Genomic DNA, 19,009 nt, shown 5'->3' on the forward strand with positions numbered 1-19,009 from the left:
TGATTTTCTGTCTTCTCTTTTGTCTTTTCGTTCTCTAATCTAAAAACAAGCTGTCAACTTAAGTATTCTTCTTCGTTTATCTCGCTTCCGTGTCCTCAAAAACACTTGAGCGTTGTATAGTTAAGCCTCTCGGGCAATTAGTACACATTAGCTCAACGTATCGCTACGCTTACACATTGTGCCTATCTACGTCGTAGTCTCCAACAACCCTTACAGTCTTATAGACTGGGAGAACTCATCTCTTGGCAAGTTTCGTGCTTAGATGCTTTCAGCACTTATCTCTTCCGCACGTAGCTACTCGGCAATGCGTCTGGCGACACAACCGAAACACCAGCGGTGCGTCCACTCCGGTCCTCTCGTACTAGGAGCAGCCCCAACCAATTCTCCAACGCCCACGGCAGATAGGGACCGAACTGTCTCACGACGTTCTAAACCCAGCTCGCGTACCACTTTAAATGGCGAACAGCCATACCCTTGGGACCTACTTCAGCCCCAGGATGTGATGAGCCGACATCGAGGTGCCAAACACCGCCGTCGATATGAACTCTTGGGCGGTATCAGCCTGTTATCCCCGGAGTACCTTTTATCCGTTGAGCGATGGCCCTTCCATTCAGAACCACCGGATCACTATGACCTGCTTTCGCACCTGCTCGACTTGTCTGTCTCGCAGTTAAGCTTGCTTCTACCATTGCACTAACCTGACGATGTCCGACCGTCATTAGCAAACCTTCGTGCTCCTCCGTTACTCTTTGGGAGGAGACCGCCCCAGTCAAACTACCCACCAGACACTGTCCGAGTACTCGTTCCGAGTACTTCGTTAGAACATCAAACGTTAAAGGGTGGTATTTCAAGGACGCCTCCAACAACACTAGCGTGTCATCTTCAAAGGCTCCCACCTATCCTACACATCAAAATTCAATGTTCAGTGTCAAGCTATAGTAAAGGTTCACGGGGTCTTTCCGTCTAGCCGCGGGTACACCGCATCTTCACGGCGATTTCAATTTCACTGAGTCTCGGGTGGAGACAGCCTGGCCATCATTATGCCATTCGTGCAGGTCGGAACTTACCCGACAAGGAATTTCGCTACCTTAGGACCGTTATAGTTACGGCCGCCGTTTACTGGGGCTTCGATCAGGAGCTTCTCTTTCGATAACACCATCAATTAACCTTCCAGCACCGGGCAGGCATCACACCCTATACGTCCACTTTCGTGTTTGCAGAGTGCTGTGTTTTTAATAAACAGTTGCAGCCAGCTGGTATCTTCGACCGGTTCAACCTTCATCCGCGAGGGATTACAATCTACGCCGGCGCACCTTCTCCCGAAGTTACGGTGCTATTTTGCCTAGTTCCTTCACCCGAGTTCTCTCAAGCGCCTGAGTATTCTCTACCTGACCACCTGTGTCGGTTTATAGTACGGTTTAGTGTAATCTGACGCTTAGTGGCTTTTCCTGGAAGCGTGGTATCGGTTACTTCAACTCCGTAGAGTCTCGTCATCACTTCTCGTTGTTAATAGAAGACCGGATTTGCCTAATCTTCCCAACTACCTGCTTAAACAGGGTAATCCAACACCCTGATAACCTAACCTTCTCCGTCCCCACATCGCAATTACACCAAGTACGGGAATATTAACCCGTTTCCCATCGACTACGCTTTTCAGCCTCGCCTTAGGGGCCGACTCACCCTGCCCCGATTAACGTTGGACAGGAACCCTTGGTCTTCCGGCGAACGAGTTTTTCACTCGTTTTATCGTTACTTATGTCAGCATTCGCACTTCTGATACGTCCAGCAAGCCTCTCGACTCACCTTCTTCCGCTTACAGAACGCTCCCCTACCCAACAATGTTTCCATTGATGCCGCAGCTTCGGTGACTAGTTTTAGCCCCGTTACATCTTCCGCGCAGGCCGACTCGACTAGTGAGCTATTACGCTTTCTTTAAATGATGGCTGCTTCTAAGCCAACATCCTAGCTGTCTAAGCCTTCCCACTTCGTTTCCCACTTAACTAGTACTTGGGGACCTTAGCTGGCGGTCTGGGTTGTTTCCCTCTCCACGATGAACGTTAGCACCCACCGTGTGTCTCCTATGCATTACTCTTCGGTATTCGCAGTTTGCATCGGGTTGGTAATCCGGGATGGACCCCTAGCCGAAACAGTGCTCTACCCCCGAAGGTATTCACATAAGGCTCTACCTAAATAGATTTCGGGGAGAACCAGCTATCTCCCGGTTTGATTGGCCTTTCACCCCCAGCCACAAGTCATCCGCTAATTTTTCAACATTAGTCGGTTCGGTCCTCCAGTTAGTGTTACCCAACCTTCAACCTGCCCATGGCTAGATCACCGGGTTTCGGGTCTATACCTTGCAACTATACGCCCAGTTAAGACTCGGTTTCCCTACGGCTCCCTTATTCAGTTAACCTTGCTACAAAATATAAGTCGCTGACCCATTATACAAAAGGTACGCAGTCACAGAATAAATCTGCTCCCACTGCTTGTACGCACAAGGTTTCAGGTTCTATTTCACTCCCCTCGCCGGGGTTCTTTTCGCCTTTCCTTCACAGTACTGGTTCACTATCGGTCAATCAGGAGTATTTAGCCTTGGAGGATGGTCCCCCCATCTTCAAACAGGATATCACGTGTCCCGCCCTACTTGTTGTGAGCTTAGTACCACGGAAATATTTTCGAGTACGGGATTATCACCCTCTATGATTGAGCTTCCCAGCTCATTCCTCTAATAAATCCGCTATTACTCACTGGCTCTTTCGCGTTCGCTCGCCGCTACTAACGAAATCTCGGTTGATTTCTTTTCCTCGGGGTACTTAGATGTTTCAGTTCTCCCGGTTTGCTTCACTTGCCTATGTATTCAGCAAGTGATAGTAGATTCTTCATCTACTGGGTTTCCCCATTCGGACATCTTGGATTAAACGCCTCTTATCGACTCATCCAAGCTTTTCGCAGATTAGCACGTCCTTCATCGCCTCTGATTGCCAAGGCATCCACCTTGTGCGCTTAGTCACTTAACTATACAACCTCAAATGTTTTTGTTTTTGTATTTCAATTCAATCAAAGGAAAGAAAAAACAACATAACAACACATTTAAAGTCTGTTTTAAACTAAACACTTAGCTGCTTTTGTTCAGCTAAGATTTTATTACATACTCAGACTTTCTTTCGAAAATCTCTCAGTTTTTCAGCTTGTTTCTAAATTTTTAAAGAACAACGATGATAATGTCTTTCGACTCTCATCATACCTAAATTAACAAGCGGTCTCTTTTTTATTGAATATTGCAAATCTTTGCTCAAATTCAACCGCTTGCTACCTTAGGTATGACGACTCACGATGCTTGGTGGAGATAAGCGGGATCGAACCGCTGACCTCCTGCGTGCAAGGCAGGCGCTCTCCCAGCTGAGCTATATCCCCAGACATCATTGACTTACCACTTCCTTTTAGTTTTCACTCACATTCTGTGCTTTCGCTTTCGCTTACTCACGTCATTGAGTGGTGGGTCTGAGTGGACTTGAACCACCGACCTCACCCTTATCAGGGGTGCGCTCTAACCACCTGAGCTACAGACCCAAAAGGATGTTTCTGTTTATTCTACTTTCTATCAAACAATCTGTGTGAACACTTGCTGTCGTCGCGACGCTAAACTCTCGCCTAGCCTCGCACTTGATTTTTTTGGTAAGGAGGTGATCCAACCGCAGGTTCCCCTACGGTTACCTTGTTACGACTTCACCCCAGTCATGAATCATACCGTGGTAAACGCCCCCCCGAAGGTTAAGCTATCTACTTCTGGTACAACCCACTCCCATGGTGTGACGGGCGGTGTGTACAAGGCCCGGGAACGTATTCACCGCAACATTCTGATTTGCGATTACTAGCGATTCCGACTTCATGGAGTCGAGTTGCAGACTCCAATCCGGACTTAGACGTACTTTGTGAGATTCGCTCACCATCGCTGGCTCGCCGCCCTCTGTATACGCCATTGTAGCACGTGTGTAGCCCTACTCGTAAGGGCCATGATGACTTGACGTCATCCCCACCTTCCTCCGGTTTATCACCGGCAGTCTCCTTTGAGTTCCCACCATAACGTGCTGGCAACAAAGGATAAGGGTTGCGCTCGTTGCGGGACTTAACCCAACATTTCACAACACGAGCTGACGACAGCCATGCAGCACCTGTCTCAGAGCTCCCGAAGGCACTCCCATATCTCTACAGGATTCTCTGGATGTCAAGAGTAGGTAAGGTTCTTCGCGTTGCATCGAATTAAACCACATGCTCCACCGCTTGTGCGGGCCCCCGTCAATTCATTTGAGTTTTAACCTTGCGGCCGTACTCCCCAGGCGGTCGATTTATCACGTTAGCTACGGGCACCAAGCTTAAAGCCCAATCCCCAAATCGACAGCGTTTACAGCGTGGACTACCAGGGTATCTAATCCTGTTTGCTCCCCACGCTTTCGCACATGAGCGTCAGTACATTCCCAAGGGGCTGCCTTCGCCTTCGGTATTCCTCCACATCTCTACGCATTTCACCGCTACACGTGGAATTCTACCCCTCCCTAAAGTACTCTAGACCCCCAGTCTGAAATGCAATTCCCAGGTTAAGCCCGGGGCTTTCACATCTCACTTAAAAGTCCGCCTGCGTGCCCTTTACGCCCAGTTATTCCGATTAACGCTTGCACCCCCCGTATTACCGCGGCTGCTGGCACGGAGTTAGCCGGTGCTTCTTCTGTCGTTAACGTCAATCGCCGATTCTATTAAAATCAACGCCTTCCTCGCGACCGAAAGAACTTTACAACCCGAAGGCCTTCTTCATTCACGCGGCATGGCTGCATCAGGGTTCCCCCCATTGTGCAATATTCCCCACTGCTGCCTCCCGTAGGAGTCTGGACCGTGTCTCAGTTCCAGTGTGGCTGGTCATCCTCTCAGACCAGCTAGAGATCGACGGCTTGGTGAGCCATTACCTCACCAACTACCTAATCTCACTTGGGCTCATCTTATGGCAGGTGGCCCGAAAGTCCCACCCTTTCCTCCTTAGAGATTACGCGGTATTAGCGACCGTTTCCAGTCGTTATCCCCCTCCATAAGCCAGATTCCCAAGCATTACTCACCCGTCCGCCACTCGTCAGCATTAGTACAAGTACTAACCTGCTACCGTTCGACTTGCATGTGTTAAGCCTGCCGCCAGCGTTCAATCTGAGCCATGATCAAACTCTTCAATTAAAAGTTCAATCGCTCAATAAACTGCTTAGCTAAAGTTCACTTCAACTTCTAAACTTAACTTAAGTCAAGAAATCAAACATAATGAATTTCTAGTTATAAGCACCTATTAAGACTTCAAGTTTTAAAATATTTTTTTAAATCAAGTCTATCAACAAGTGCCCACACAGATTGTCTGATAATTTGTTAAAGAACAAAACAAAACGACGCACCGTAATCAACATCTAAATAATTCACAACAGCGCGTCGTTGTGTGCCGTGCATTATAGTGAAATATAATACGAACGCAAGTGTTTTTTTTCAAAAAGTTTTAAAAAAGATCTTATCTGCAGATTTTTAGCACAAAACGATCGTTTTATCAGCAAAATTCAATTTGCAAATTTCTCTATAAATTTGACCGCTTGTAAGGATATCAAGAAAGCTATCCCATTTGTCTAAGGCGGTCTTTTTCTAAATTAAATCTGGACCACTGCAATGATTACGAGAATTGTGTATAAGATAGATAGTCCGTAGAATATCACATTACCCGCTGGAGTATGTACTTTCAGATCGTGTAATCCGTGATGGATACGGTGCATACCTGCCCACATTGGGAAAATCGCTAATATCATAATGGTCAATTTTCCAATGTAAGTATGGGCAAATGCAATAATATTATCAGGCGAGACTAAACCAAATGGAAGCAATAAGCCAATAATAAAAATGACCACAGGGAAAAATAATGCACTTATCATACCGCCAGCACTAAATAGTAACCAGACAGGTGGTTCATTTGAACGTTTTGGATTTTGATCAAGACTCATTTTATTCCCCTTTTAAAGATAAACTAGGATTAATGCAATTAAGCTAATAGCCGCTGTGGCTGCCCAAAGAATATTTCTTCCTACAGAAGCGGGCAAGCGTTTGCCTTTTACTATCACTGACATCACTTCAGGTGTCATTACATAAAGTGTAGCCGCGTGGTAAAGCATTGCCGCAAGGGAGATAATATTTAACATCACCACAAGTGGGTTTTGTAAGAAATCTACAAAATCAGTTGCAAATGTGCCTTTGCTTAATGCAACGGCTCCATAAAATAAAACGATGCAAAACCAAACTGTTGGAAGACAGGTCGCTTCGCGTACCATATACATTTTGTAGAAATCGAGTTTTTTCCACCAACTTGCTTTCATTCCTCGAACATAAGGTCTACGTTTTGTCGCTGACATTTCTTCCTCCTATCTCGGTTTAATCATTGAGATAACATAATCTTTCGCACTTTCTAGTTTGCCTTGGTTCACTGCTGAGGCGGGTCCGACGTGTTTCGGACAAACTTCTGAGCAGTAGCCTACGAAAGTACAACTCCACACCCCATTTTTGCTGCTGAGCAATTTCATTCGCTCTTCACGACCGTTATCACGGTTATCAAGGTTATAGCGATGAGCCAATGTAATTGCTGCTGGACCAATAAACTCAGGATTTAAACCAAATTGAGGGCAAGCTGCATAACATAAGCCACAGTTAATACACATTGAGAACTGGCGATATTTTTCTAATTGTGAAGGAGTTTGTTTAGTACGTTGCCCTTGTGGTGCTTTATTATCAATAATATATGGCTTAATTGCTTCGAGACTATCCATAAAATGGCTTAAATCAACCACTAAGTCACGCTCAATCGGGAAATTAGCGAGCGGTTCAATTCGCATAAATCCACTGTAATCGCGTAAAAATGTCTTACACGCCAATTTCGGTTTGCCATTTACCATCATACCGCAAGACCCACAGATCGCCATACGGCAAGACCAGCGATATGAAAGCTCTGGCTCTAATTCATCTTTGATAAAACCAAGTGCATCTAATAGTGAGGTTTGGCTGTCATAAGGCACTTCATATCTATCCAAATGTGGTTCGCTATCTGCTTCGGGGTTATAGCGTAGTACTTCGATGGTCATTTTCTCTAAATTTACCATTTTCTCGCTCCTTCTTTATTGTTTCATCTGAGCTTCTGCTGCTTTTTTCGCTTTTTCTTGTGCCTCTGCTTCTGCACCATACACACGTTTTTGTGGCTGTGATTTCGTAATTTTCACATCACTATATTTGATGGTTGGTACACCATCTGTATTATAAAATGCTTGGGTATGTTTCAAGTAGTTTACATCATCACGCTCAATATAATCTAAACGTTGGTGTGCACCACGAGATTCTTTACGTTCCACCGCAGAACAAGCAATAGATTGAGCCACATCTAAGATAAAGCCTAACTCAATTTTGTAGAGTAAATCGGTGTTAAAAACGCTTGATTTATCTTTCACGCTGATATTTTTATAACGCTCTTTTAACTCTTGGATTTTATTCACCGCCCCCTCCATACTTTCTTGTGTACGGTAGATACCACAGCCTTCTTCCATTGCATCGCCCATTTGGTTACGAATATCAGACCAAGATTCATTACCTTCTTGGTTCGCTAAGGCATATAAGCGAGCTAATACATCTTGTGCTTGTGCATCAATTTGTGGCTGAATGCGAGAAGTCAGATCTAACGCACGACGAGCCGCATTTTCACCAGCTACTTTACCGAATACGACTAATTCCGCTAATGAGTTAGAACCTAAACGATTTGCACCGTGTAAGCCTGATGATGCACATTCGCCCACAGCAAATAAGCCTTTAATTGAAGTTTCTGCATTCATATCCACTTCAATACCGCCCATTGTGTAATGAACCACAGGACGAACAGGAATAGGCGCTTTAGCAGGATCAACCCCTTCGTATGCTTTCGCTAATTCACAAATAAATGGTAAACGCTCAAGTAAGTATTTTTCGCCTAAATGACGTAAATCTAAATGAACAACATCTACTCCTTTTGCGGTTTTTAAGGTATTACCTTTACGCCACTCTTGCCAAAATGCTTGAGAAACTTTATCACGTGGACCTAATTCCATATATTTGTTTTCGGGTTTACCAATTGGTGTTTCAGGCCCTAAACCATAATCTTGCAAATAACGGTAGCCATCTTTGTTCACTAAGATACCGCCTTCACCACGACAACCTTCTGTCATTAAAATTCCTGTATTTGGTAAGCCTGTTGGGTGATATTGAACAAACTCCATATCACGCAGAGCCACACCATGACGATACGCCATTGATAAACCATCACCTGTTACAATACCACCGTTAGTATTAAAACGATAAGCACGGCAACCACCGCCCGTTGCAATAACCACTGCGTTTGCATTGATTTGAACAAATGTGCCTTCCATCATATTCATCGCCACACAACCACGAGCTTCACCATTGTCTGTTAAAATATCTAATACGAAATGCTCATCAAAACGCACGATATTTGGATATTTAATCGACGTTTGGAATAAAGTATGTAAAATGTGGAAACCTGTTTTATCTGCTGCAAACCAAGTACGCTCAATTTTCATTCCACCGAAGCGACGAACGTTTACTTCACCATCTTCACGACGACTCCAAGGACACCCCCAACGCTCTAGCTGCGTCATTTCAATTGGAGAATGCTCAACAAAATATTCTACAACATCTTGTTCACACAACCAGTCGCCACCGCCTACAGTGTCATTAAAGTGATTGTCATAAGAATCGGTCTCTTTAATTACCGCAGCCGATCCCCCTTCTGCCGCTACTGTATGGCTACGCATTGGGTAAACTTTTGAAATTAAAGCAATTTTCAGGTTTGGATTTGCCTCCGCCGCAGCAATAGCCGCACGTAAGCCACCGCCACCAGCACCGATAATCGCCACATCAAAATTAACACTTTGCATAATGCACTCCGAAAGTTAAGTAAACTTGTTCATTAAAAGTAGCCCTATTGTGCCACTATTTAATCAATCAGATAACCTGTTTTTACAAATTTGTAACATAAAAAGTGTAATTTTGTGATCTACCTCAAAAAAGAGAATAAAGCATAGCAAAGGTATTGAGAATGGCTCGTAATAAGAAAATAACGAAGAGAAAATTTTCAATAGCTAACAACCAGAAAATGTAATCTGTTACAAAAAAGTTAAAAACACTTTTAATTTTTCTTTGATTGAGTGACTAGGGCTAAACTCTTTTTTAGGCTAAAATAACCACACATTTTCAAGCGGTCATTTTTTATGAATAATTTACAACTCGACAACATTGATTGGCAGCCAACAGCTTCAATCCCTCATCTAATCCAACGCTCAAAAATCATAGCGGAATTACGTAAATTTCTTACCGATCGTGGTATTTTAGAAGTAGAAACCCCAATTTTAAGTGAGTTCTCGGTGACTGATGTACATCTTTCTACGTTCAGTACACAATTTTTATCACCGTTTAGCAGCGAGGCGAAAACACTCCATTTGATGACTAGCCCTGAATATCATATGAAACGTTTACTTGCTGCCGGTAGCGGACCTATTTTCCAAATTTGCAAAGTGTTTAGAAATGAAGAATCCGGTAAACACCACAACCCCGAATTTACTATGTTGGAATGGTATCGTCCGCATTTTGATATGTATCGCCTAATCAATGAAGTAGATGATTTACTACAGCAAATTTTAGATTGCGAGCCTGCAGAATCGTTTAGCTACCAGTTTATATTCCAAACCCATATTGGATTGGATCCGCTTTCCGCCACTAAAGCTCAATTAGTTGAAAAAGCCAGAAAACAAGGTTTGCAATGTGAAGAGGATGAAAGCCGTGACACCTTATTGCAATTTTTATTCAGTGAAATGGTAGAACCCAATATCGGGCAAGAGAGACCCACTGCCGTTTATCATTTCCCATCCACCCAAGCCGCATTAGCACAAATAAGCTCGGAAGATCACCGTGTTGCTGAACGTTTTGAATTTTATTACAAAGGCTTAGAACTCTGTAACGGCTTCCACGAATTAGATGATGCCAGTGAACAAATTCACCGCTTTGAGCAAGATAACTTACAACGAGAAAAAATAGGGCTTGAGCCACAACAACTAGATATTCGTTTCCTAGCTGCACTCAAAGCAGGTTTTCCAAACTGTTCGGGGGTAGCACTTGGAGTGGATAGGCTATTAATGCTTGCGATGAATGCCGAAAGAATTGAAGATGTTATCTCTTTTGGTATCGAAAAAGCATAATCGTGATCACGTCTCGAATTGTCATTTTTTAGGAAAAATCAACCGCTTGTATTGCTGTGAAATGCCATAAGCATACAAGCGGTCAATTTTTACGATTTTTTACATCTAGTTCATACTAACTAGAAGAAGAGGCTTATGCGAATTCTTATAATAATTTGTTATTTTTATAACTTTTTGCTATATTTGGGCTTCCAAATAATAAACGACAGAGGTAAATACCATTGAATTTAATAAAAAAATTACAAGCAGGAAGTACCTTTAAAGCACCGATTTTCCTTCCTAGCGTACTTTTTGTAGGCTTTGTTGCGGTGTTCTGTATTGTATTTCCTCAAACTGCGCAAACCTCGCTTGATGCGATCAAAAATATCCTTTTTCAAAACTTTAGTTGGTTCTATATTTTTGCTGGCTCCATCTTTTTTCTTTTTCTGATATTCCTTTCATTTAGCCGATTAGGTGATATTAAATTAGGTGCAGATACTGATGAACCTGAATTTTCTTTCAGCTCTTGGATTGCTATGTTATTTGCTGCTGGTATGGGTATCGGATTAATGTACTTCGGCGTTGCTGAACCAATTCTACATTACCTAAAACCTGTTCAAGAAAATTTAACTGAATCAGAGCGGATGAAAGAAGCGATGATTACCACCTTCTATCACTGGGGGATTCATGCTTGGGCAATTTATGGTGTGATTGCTTTAGCATTAGCTTATTTTGGTTTTAGATATAAATTATCTCTCACCGTTCGTTCTGGATTTTATCCACTATTAAAACATCGAATCTCGGGCTTTTGGGGACATGTTATTGATGTTATGGCCCTTTGTAGTACCATTTTCGGCTTAACTACGACACTCGGTTTTGGGGTAATGCAAGTGAGCGCAGGCTTTAATAGCTTAGGGTTAATTCAAAATAGTGGTTTTGTCGTGCTTGCAGTGATGGTAACAGTTGCAATGGTATTAGCGGTATTTTCTGCGATCTCAGGGGTTGGCAAAGGTGTTAAAATCTTAAGTGAAATTAACCTAATCCTGGCTGGGTTACTGCTCCTGTTTGTGATTATAACTGGTCCAACGCTATTCCTTTTCTCAAGCTTCACTGAGAACTTAGGTTATTATTTTAGCTCATTATTAGAGCTCAGCTTCCGTACCTTTGCTTACGAGCCTGAACACCAAGGGTGGTTAAGTGGCTGGACAGTTCTCTACTGGGCATGGTGGGCTTCTTGGGCACCATTTGTCGGCTTATTCATCGCAAAAATCTCAAAAGGTAGAACTGTTCGTGAATTTATTTTAGGTGTATTGTTCGTTCCATCACTCTTTAATATTTTATGGATGACTAGCTTTGGTGGCTCAGCCATTTGGTTCGATCAACAAACCACTGGGGCATTAGCGGCAGTTAGTGCAAATACAGAACAATTACTCTTTACGTTCTTTGAGCAATTACCATTTGGGAGCATCGCGTCTTTCATTGCGGTTTTAGTCATCTCAATTTTCTTTGTCACTTCGGCAGACTCAGGTATTTTTGTGCTTAATAGCATTGCCTCACAAGGCGATGAAAACGCACCAAAATGGCAAACAATACTTTGGGGTGTAATATTGGCTGTATTGGCATTATCGCTACTTTATTCAGGTGGATTATCATCTCTTCAAACAATGACGTTGATTATCGCTCTGCCATTTACCTTTATTATGCTAATCTTATGTTTCGGACTATGGAAAGGCTTAATGGTCGATCATCAATATTTCAACAAAAAATTCTCTCAAGGTAGCCAACATTGGGCAGGTAAAGATTGGAAACAACGCCTGGAGAAAATCGTCAATCCAAGCAAACAGCAAGATGTTCGCCACTTCTTTATTAAAGTTGCTAGACCAGCATTCCTTGAGTTAATTGAAGAGTTTGAAAGCTATGGTTTAACTGCAAAAATGAATTTTACTAACGATACAAACCCTAAGTTAGAGTTTGAAGTAATAAAAGAGAATTTACGCAATTTCATCTATGGTATTGAGAGTGTTCCTCGTCAATTGTCTGACTTAGTTGTTGGTGATGAAAATTTACCGAATATTGAAGAAAACACGATTTATGAACCTATCACTTACTTCCTAGATGGTCGAGAAGGTTATGACGTGCAATATATGACGAAAGAAGAGTTAATTGCTGATGTACTACAACAGTACGAACGCTTTATCAATTTAGCAATGGATAACTCACACAACTTAATGACTGCCGATGTAAATCATTTAGACTAAGCATCAAGCAGTATAAACAAGCGGTTAGATTTTTGGAAAATTTTGCAAATTTCTCATAAAATCTAACCGCTTGTATTTTACCACCAACGCCTGACTTGCCTTGAATAATCTAAATAACGCTGCCCAAATTTTTGGGTGAGGATTTGTTCCTCTGGTTTAATTTGAAAATAGGTTATCAGCCAGATAAATAGAGGCAAAACAAACCATACCCAAATTGAACCAAGCCATATCGCCCAAGCAATTAAACCTAAAAGTAATGAAAGATACATTGGGTTTCGGCTTTTGCTGTAAATTCCCCAAGTAACCATTTGGGTCGTATTTTGTAGCAGAAAGGGGCTCATTGTCGTCTTTGCTTTTCGTATCGTAATAACTGCTAATACTGCAATTATTACCGCCATAATTATGATGAAAGTGCCCAAGATTAATATCACAATATGTCGATAATCTGGCAAATAGGCAGGTAAAAATCGCTTAATTAACAACATTAATGCCGTACAGAGAAGAAATAAAAGTGGTGGCGGTATTTTCAATTTAAACATTTATTCAGCAGCCTTAAACTCTTTTTTACGAATACCTAACGCGATAATTGCCGCAAAATAACTGCCTGCAGCTAAAATCATCAACCAAACTAGCCAATATATTTTCTGCCATATAGTCATTAATGACCAAAGCTTAATCTCTGGCGTAAAATAACCAACCAATGAGCCCATTACACAAGCCGCGATCAAAAGTTTTAAGACAAAAATCATCGTCTGGCGGCTTACTTGGTAGTAACCACTTTTTGATAAGTGGAAATACAGTAAGCTGATATTCACCAGAGCAGAACAAGCAGATGCTAATGCCAATCCGATATAACCCCAAAACGGAGCAAACGCCAACCCAAAAAAGATATTACTGATAGCCGCAATAATGCCTACTTTTACTGGTGTTTTCGTATTTTGGTTAGCATAGAAGCCATTTGCTAACACGCTAATCAACATATAGCTATTTAAGCCTAAGCACATTACATAGAGTGGATAAGAGGTTGCCAGCACATCTTCAAATCCAAATTTACCTCGCATAAACATCGTCATAATAATCGGCTGTGCTAGAACCACCATTCCGATCATAGCTGGAATGCCAAACAACAACACCATTCGCACTCCCCAGTCGATTGTATTTTGAAAGTTTTCACTACGTTGTAATTCAGTTATCTCTTTATTTTTTGCAATACGAGAAAGGCTAGGCAACACAACCGTTGAAATCGCAATACCAAATAAACCAAGCGGAAACTCAATTAAGCGGTCTGCGTAATACATCCAGCTAATTGAACCTGTAATCAAAAATGAAGCTATCACTTGGTTGAGTAATAAATTTAATTGTGTAACTGAAACCCCAAATAAGGCTGGAATCATTAATTTACGCACTTTGGTAACACCCTCATCTTTCCACGCCCACTTTGGTTTAACCAGCAATCCTTCCTTTTTCATAAAGGGAATTTGAAATAAAAATTGCAACAAACCGCCTAAAAACACGCCCCAAGCAAGGGCAATGTCAGGCGACTCAAAATAATCTCTTCCGAGTAACGCTACGCCAATAATCGCCACATTCAGCAACACAGGCGAAAATGCCATAACACCAAATTTCCCAATAGTATTCAGTACCGCACCCGACAATGCCACAAAACTAATAAACCACAAATAAGGGAAGGTGATTTTCAACAAAAACGAGGCTTGGGTAAATTTTTCTGCATTAGGTCCATCATCAAGCCAATCTAAAAACCAGCCGGTGCCAAACAAGGCTGCAACCACAGGAGAGGCCATCATTGCTACAAGGGTAACAATAGTTACTAATCCTCCCAATGTACCCGATACTTTGGCGATGAATTCTCTGGTTTTACCCAAATCGTTATCCGCATTATATTCTGCCAACACTGGCACAAAAGCTTTCGAAAAGGCACCTTCAGCAAACAAACGACGGAGAAAATTAGGAATACGGTTGGCAAACAAGAAAATATCTGCACTTACGCCTGTACCCAAAATGGTGGCTACCACAATATCGCGAATTAACCCCAACACACGTGAGATCAAGGTCATTCCGCTTACGATCATTCCTGATCTTAAAAGTTTCTTGCTCATAATAAAGAAGATATTGGTAAAATTATTGAAAAATCAGACCGCTTGCCGCTTGATTCTAAAAATCGATCGCAATTTTAGCAGTTTGTTATAGGAAAATCAGAAAAAAACTGTTAAAATCTTGCCCTATCGTTTTCTATCAGAAAAACGGTGTTATTTTCAAGCACGTGTCTCGTTGAAAATGAATTAAAAACTATCGATAGGCAAATATAAACCCAAACGGTTTATATCTAATTTTTACACAGATATTTTAGGAGTTTGACCTTGGCTAATATCAAGTCAGCAAAAAAACGTGCGGTTCAATCTGAAAAACGCCGCCAACACAATGCAAGCCAACGCTCAATGATGCGTACATTCATTAAAAAAGTATACGCAGCAGTAGCAGCAGGCGATAAAGCAGTGGCTCAAGCTGCTTTCGTTGAAATGCAAAAAGTCGTAGACCGTATGGCGTCTAAAGGCTTAATCCACGCTAACAAAGCCGCTAACCACAAATCTAAATTGAGCGCGCAAATCAAAAAATTAGCGTAATATCGAATAAAAGATAGAAAAAACTGACTAGCAATAGTCAGTTTTTTCATTTTCTGAATAGCCCCAAAAGTTCGTTTAAATTTCGCCAAAATAGCTTTTTATAAACCCGCTAAATGGGTTCGATTGAGCTTGTGCTTAAATTAACTGATCGCTTAATTTTTTGCCAAACTCTTCCACCTGTTGCCAATTCGTATATTCATACTCTTTACTGACGTCTGTTTCGCCTTTAGTTACTTTCATAATAAAGCGAATCATCATACGGTCAATGAAACGATAGCGTGGGTAGAACAACGCCCCAGCAATCACTTCAACATAGTTTGGTTGCCATTTCACTTTAGCCAAAAAGTTACGTATATAAGTATTAGTGGTAGGTGTGTTACGATTTGCTTTGCGAGCGGTCAGATTTACGCCATAAAATGCCGTTTTCTTTTCATTTAACATAGCATAATGCTGTTCGATAAATTGATAAACCAACGGACTAAAATGTCCATAACGAATGGAGGCACCAATCACAACTTGATCAACATTTGCCATTTTTTGGGCAAAATCGACCGCTTGATCCTTAAGGGAGATCAGCTCCACTTCGTGTGTGATCACATCCGCTAGTCGCTCAGCAATCTTTTTCGTTTGACCATCGGTCGTAAAATAGAGAATTAAGGTTTTCATTAGTCTTTCCAAAATACAGGGCTTAAAATCACTAGCAACGTAAATACTTCTAAGCGCCCACATACCATCGCAAAAGTGAGTACCAATTTTGCACTATCAGGCACCTGAGTAAAGTTGCTGCTCACATTGCCTAATGCTGGTCCTAAGTTGTTTAGTGTTGCGATTACCGCATTTAAAGCATCGAAAGTTTCCATTCCACAGGCAATAGAGCCTAACCAACAAATCACAAACACAAAGAAATAAGCTGAGAAAAACGCCCAAATGCCATCAACAACTCGCTCAGATAGAACATGTTTGCCGAATTTAATAGGCTGAATTACGTTAGGATGGATATAACGGTGGATTTCCCGCTTACTTTGTAAATAGAGTAATAATACACGGATTACTTTCAAACCACCACCTGTTGAGCCTGCACAGCCACCAATGAAAGAAGATAACACCAATAAAGTTGGTAAGAAAGAAGACCACTGGCTAAAATCGTGAGTAGTAAAACCTGCAGTGGTAGAAATTGAAACCGATTGAAATAATGCTTGTATAATGGTTACTGAAGTATTATTAAAGTAACTATACGCCATCAACACTATCGTACAAATCAAAAACAGCCCTAATTGAACCATTAAGAAGAAACGAAACTCATAATCACCCCAGTAAAGGCGACTTAGGATACCGCCTCTTTTTCTGGATTGCTTGTCACGTAAGCGGTCAATTACAGCAAAGTGTAAGGCAAAGTTACAAGCAGAAAGTAACAGAAAAAAGACGGTAATATAGTTGATTGTAGAATTATTGAAATGGCCAATACTCGCATCGTAAGTAGAAAATCCGCCAATCGAAACCGTTGAGAAACTATGTGAGATCGCATCAAAAGCACTCATTCCTGCTAGCCAAAAAGCAAAAGCACATAATAAGGTTAAACTGAAATAAATCATCCACAACGCTTTCGCCGTTTCTGCAATACGAGGTCGCATTTTTTGCTCTTTGAGCGGACCAGGCATTTCTGCACGATAAAGCTGCATTCCCCCAATACCCAGTAATGGGATAATTGCCACTGCTAAAACAATTATCCCCATTCCACCAAGCCATTGTAATAATTGGCGATAGAATAAAATCGCTTTCGGGAGACTATCTAACCCTGTAATCACCGTTGCCCCAGTGGTAGTTAAGCCAGAAAAAGATTCAAAAATCGATTCCGCCATATTGAGATCGGGGGTTTCTAAAATAATAAAAGGCACAGCCCCCAGTAATCCTAGCACCACCCAGAACAAGACTACAATTAAAAAGCCTTCTCGGGAGCGTAGCTCATTTTTATTATGGCGACACAGCCACCAAAGTAGCGTACCCACTACAAAATTCAACACAAAAGCTTCTAAAAAGGCTCGCCCGCCGCCATCACCATAAATCAAGGCAACTATTGCTGGCACAAGCATTGTGAAGGAAAAGCACATCACTAAAATGCCGACAATACGAATAATGGAAAAAAATTGCATAAATTAGATATCTTCTTTAATTAAAGTCAGTTTTCCCGAAAAACGTTGGGTTAGCTCATCAGAAAACGGCTCAAATTCTTTCGGGTTGAAGGCAAGCAACAAATGCACTTTTTCCTCAAAGTGTTGCTCGATAATGTTAATATCTCGTCCACTAATTAAATGTGAAATCGTATTAAACTGCTCATATTCACACTGCAAGCGGTAGTTTTTTCGCAAAACTTTGCACATTCGCTCTAGCTGCAATAATGCTTGTTGTACACCGTTTCCATAGGCCTTTACCAACCCACCTGTACCAAGCTGAATACCGCCATAATATCGCACCACCACCGCCGTAATTTCACCTAAGCCCGAACCTAATAAGTAATTAAGCATCGGCTTACCTGCTGTGCCAGAAGGCTCTCCATCATCAGAAAAACCGTACTGCTGAGAATCATTCGGCGTACCAGCAACCGTTGCCCAACACCAATGACGAGCGTGTGGATGCTGCATTTTTAGCTCTTGCCAAAACGCCTTTGCCTGATCCATTCCTTCAGTATGGCGGAGATAGGTAATAAAACGGCTTTTTTTGATCTCTTCTTCAAAAATGGCATCTGCCTTTGGGATAAAAAATTCCATTGCTAGCTCTCTTTTGTTTAACCTTGTAATGATACCACATTCAAGCTACTTTTTATTTGTGCTGTTTAGTGGTTTAATAGCCTTTTCATTGATAACGTAAACAAATAACACTATGTCAAAACTCAATATTATTTTTGCTGGTACACCCGATTTTGCGGCTCAACATTTACACGCTTTATTGGATTGCGAACACAATGTGATTGCAGTTTACACCCAACCCGATAAACCCGCTGGACGTGGTAAAAAATTGCAAGCAAGCCCTGTAAAACAACTGGCGGAAGCTCACAATATTCCTGTTTATCAACCAAAATCTCTGCGTACTCCTGAAGCACAGGCAGAACTTAAAGCCTTAAATGCTGATGTAATGGTAGTGGTTGCTTATGGCTTGATCTTACCTGAAGCGATCCTGAATGCACCTAAATATGGCTGCTTAAATGTTCACGGCTCACTACTACCACGCTGGCGTGGGGCTGCTCCGATTCAACGTGCCATTTGGGCTGGTGATAATGAAACGGGTATAACCATTATGCAGATGGATGTAGGCCTAGACACGGGTGATATGCTACACAAAGTCACCACGCCAATTGAGGCAAATGAAACCTCCGCCTCACTTTACACCAAACTGGCAGAACTTGCTCCCTCTGCGTTAGTGGAAGTATTAAATAGCTTAGAGAGTCAAACGTTCCAGGCAGAAAAACAAGATGAAAGCCAATCTAACTATGCGGAAAAATTATCTAAAGAAGAAGCAAAATTAGATTGGACGTTATCTGCTACACAGCTAGAACGAAACATTCGTGCCTTTAATCCGTGGCCGATGAGTTTTTTAACCCTAGACGTTAATGGCGTTGAACAAAGCATTAAAGTACATCAAGCAGCCGTACTACCCCATCAAAATAAAACCGCTGGCACAATCTTGAATGTAGATAAAACAGGAATTCAAATTGCCACTCAAAAAGGCGTGTTAAATATTACCCAACTGCAACCAGCTGGAAAGAAACCGATATCGGTGCAAGATTTCTTAAATGGTCGAGCAGATTGGTTTAAAGTAGGCAAACAACTTTAATTTC

General features: G+C 41.8%; 13 protein-coding genes, 2 tRNA genes and 2 rRNA genes. 4 read left to right on the top strand and 13 right to left on the bottom strand.

Features of this window, described 5'->3' with window-relative positions; genetic code table 11:
* Positions 1-116: 116 nt before the first annotated feature.
* From HV560_RS01880 to frdA, 8 genes are all read right to left on the bottom strand, one after another.
* A 23S ribosomal RNA gene (locus HV560_RS01880) occupies positions 117-3,017 on the bottom strand.
* A gap of 321 nt (positions 3,018-3,338) precedes the next feature.
* A tRNA-Ala gene (locus HV560_RS01885) sits at positions 3,339-3,414 on the bottom strand.
* A 79-nt stretch (positions 3,415-3,493) separates the two neighbouring features.
* A tRNA-Ile gene (locus HV560_RS01890) sits at positions 3,494-3,570 on the bottom strand.
* Between the two features lie 106 nt (positions 3,571-3,676).
* A 16S ribosomal RNA gene (locus tag HV560_RS01895) occupies positions 3,677-5,217 on the bottom strand.
* Together the 16S and 23S rRNA genes with 2 tRNA genes alongside form the textbook arrangement of a ribosomal RNA operon.
* Positions 5,218-5,669: 452 nt before the next feature.
* Positions 5,670-6,017 carry a fumarate reductase subunit FrdD gene (frdD, locus tag HV560_RS01900; protein WP_159628747.1) on the bottom strand — a complete coding sequence of 116 codons (348 nt, stop codon included), beginning with the start codon at positions 6,015-6,017 and terminating at the stop codon, positions 5,670-5,672.
* A gap of 12 nt (positions 6,018-6,029) precedes the next feature.
* Positions 6,030-6,422, bottom strand: a complete 393-nt coding sequence (gene frdC / locus HV560_RS01905) for a fumarate reductase subunit FrdC (protein WP_176809486.1) — start codon at positions 6,420-6,422, stop codon at positions 6,030-6,032.
* Between the two features lie 9 nt (positions 6,423-6,431).
* Positions 6,432-7,163: a succinate dehydrogenase/fumarate reductase iron-sulfur subunit gene (locus tag HV560_RS01910; RefSeq protein ID WP_159628749.1), complete on the bottom strand. Its 732-nt coding sequence runs from the start codon at positions 7,161-7,163 to the stop codon at positions 6,432-6,434.
* Between the two features lie 15 nt (positions 7,164-7,178).
* Positions 7,179-8,981 (bottom strand): fumarate reductase (quinol) flavoprotein subunit, encoded by a 1,803-nt coding sequence (gene frdA, locus HV560_RS01915; RefSeq protein WP_176812032.1) that lies wholly within the window; start codon positions 8,979-8,981, stop codon positions 7,179-7,181.
* Positions 8,982-9,314: 333 nt separating this feature from the next.
* Here frdA and epmA point away from each other — a divergent pair, with 333 nt between their 5' ends.
* Positions 9,315-10,298, top strand: coding sequence for an elongation factor P--(R)-beta-lysine ligase (gene epmA / locus HV560_RS01920; RefSeq protein ID WP_176807751.1), 984 nt, complete (start codon positions 9,315-9,317; stop codon positions 10,296-10,298).
* A gap of 221 nt (positions 10,299-10,519) precedes the next feature.
* On the top strand, positions 10,520-12,535 hold the full coding sequence (locus HV560_RS01925; RefSeq protein ID WP_159628752.1) for a BCCT family transporter: 2,016 nt from the start codon (positions 10,520-10,522) through the stop codon (positions 12,533-12,535).
* Positions 12,536-12,612: 77 nt separating this feature from the next.
* Here HV560_RS01925 and HV560_RS01930 read toward each other — a convergent pair whose 3' ends face one another.
* Positions 12,613-13,074 carry a methyltransferase family protein gene (locus tag HV560_RS01930; protein WP_176812033.1) on the bottom strand — a complete coding sequence of 154 codons (462 nt, stop codon included), beginning with the start codon at positions 13,072-13,074 and terminating at the stop codon, positions 12,613-12,615.
* Complete coding sequence (gene murJ, locus HV560_RS01935; protein ID WP_176812034.1) at positions 13,075-14,652, bottom strand: murein biosynthesis integral membrane protein MurJ; 1,578 nt, start codon at positions 14,650-14,652, stop codon at positions 13,075-13,077. It lies immediately after the preceding gene.
* Positions 14,653-14,913: 261 nt separating this feature from the next.
* On the opposite strand from murJ, the gene rpsT reads away from it, so the two are divergent.
* On the top strand, positions 14,914-15,177 hold the full coding sequence (rpsT, locus tag HV560_RS01940) for a 30S ribosomal protein S20 (RefSeq protein ID WP_159628755.1): 264 nt from the start codon (positions 14,914-14,916) through the stop codon (positions 15,175-15,177).
* Positions 15,178-15,312: 135 nt separating this feature from the next.
* Here rpsT and hemG read toward each other — a convergent pair whose 3' ends face one another.
* Genes hemG through HV560_RS01955 form a run of 3 tightly spaced genes read right to left on the bottom strand, consistent with a single transcriptional unit; the run spans position 15,313 to position 17,942 of the window.
* The gene (hemG, locus tag HV560_RS01945; RefSeq protein WP_176812035.1) at positions 15,313-15,843 is read right to left on the bottom strand and encodes a menaquinone-dependent protoporphyrinogen IX dehydrogenase; all 531 of its coding nucleotides are present in this window, start codon (positions 15,841-15,843) and stop codon (positions 15,313-15,315) included.
* A complete protein-coding gene (locus HV560_RS01950) occupies positions 15,843-17,327 on the bottom strand; it encodes a TrkH family potassium uptake protein (RefSeq protein ID WP_176809483.1) in 1,485 nt (494 codons plus the stop codon). The genes hemG and HV560_RS01950 overlap by 1 nt, the downstream gene beginning before the upstream one ends.
* A gap of 3 nt (positions 17,328-17,330) precedes the next feature.
* Positions 17,331-17,942 carry a YigZ family protein gene (locus HV560_RS01955; protein WP_176812036.1) on the bottom strand — a complete coding sequence of 204 codons (612 nt, stop codon included), beginning with the start codon at positions 17,940-17,942 and terminating at the stop codon, positions 17,331-17,333.
* 112 nt (positions 17,943-18,054) lie between these two features.
* On the opposite strand from HV560_RS01955, the gene fmt reads away from it, so the two are divergent.
* A complete protein-coding gene (gene fmt / locus HV560_RS01960) occupies positions 18,055-19,005 on the top strand; it encodes a methionyl-tRNA formyltransferase (protein ID WP_176807758.1) in 951 nt (316 codons plus the stop codon).
* Positions 19,006-19,009: the final 4 nt, after the last annotated feature.

This window comes from Mannheimia pernigra, assembly GCF_013377995.1.
GTDB lineage: Bacteria > Pseudomonadota > Gammaproteobacteria > Enterobacterales > Pasteurellaceae > Mannheimia > Mannheimia pernigra.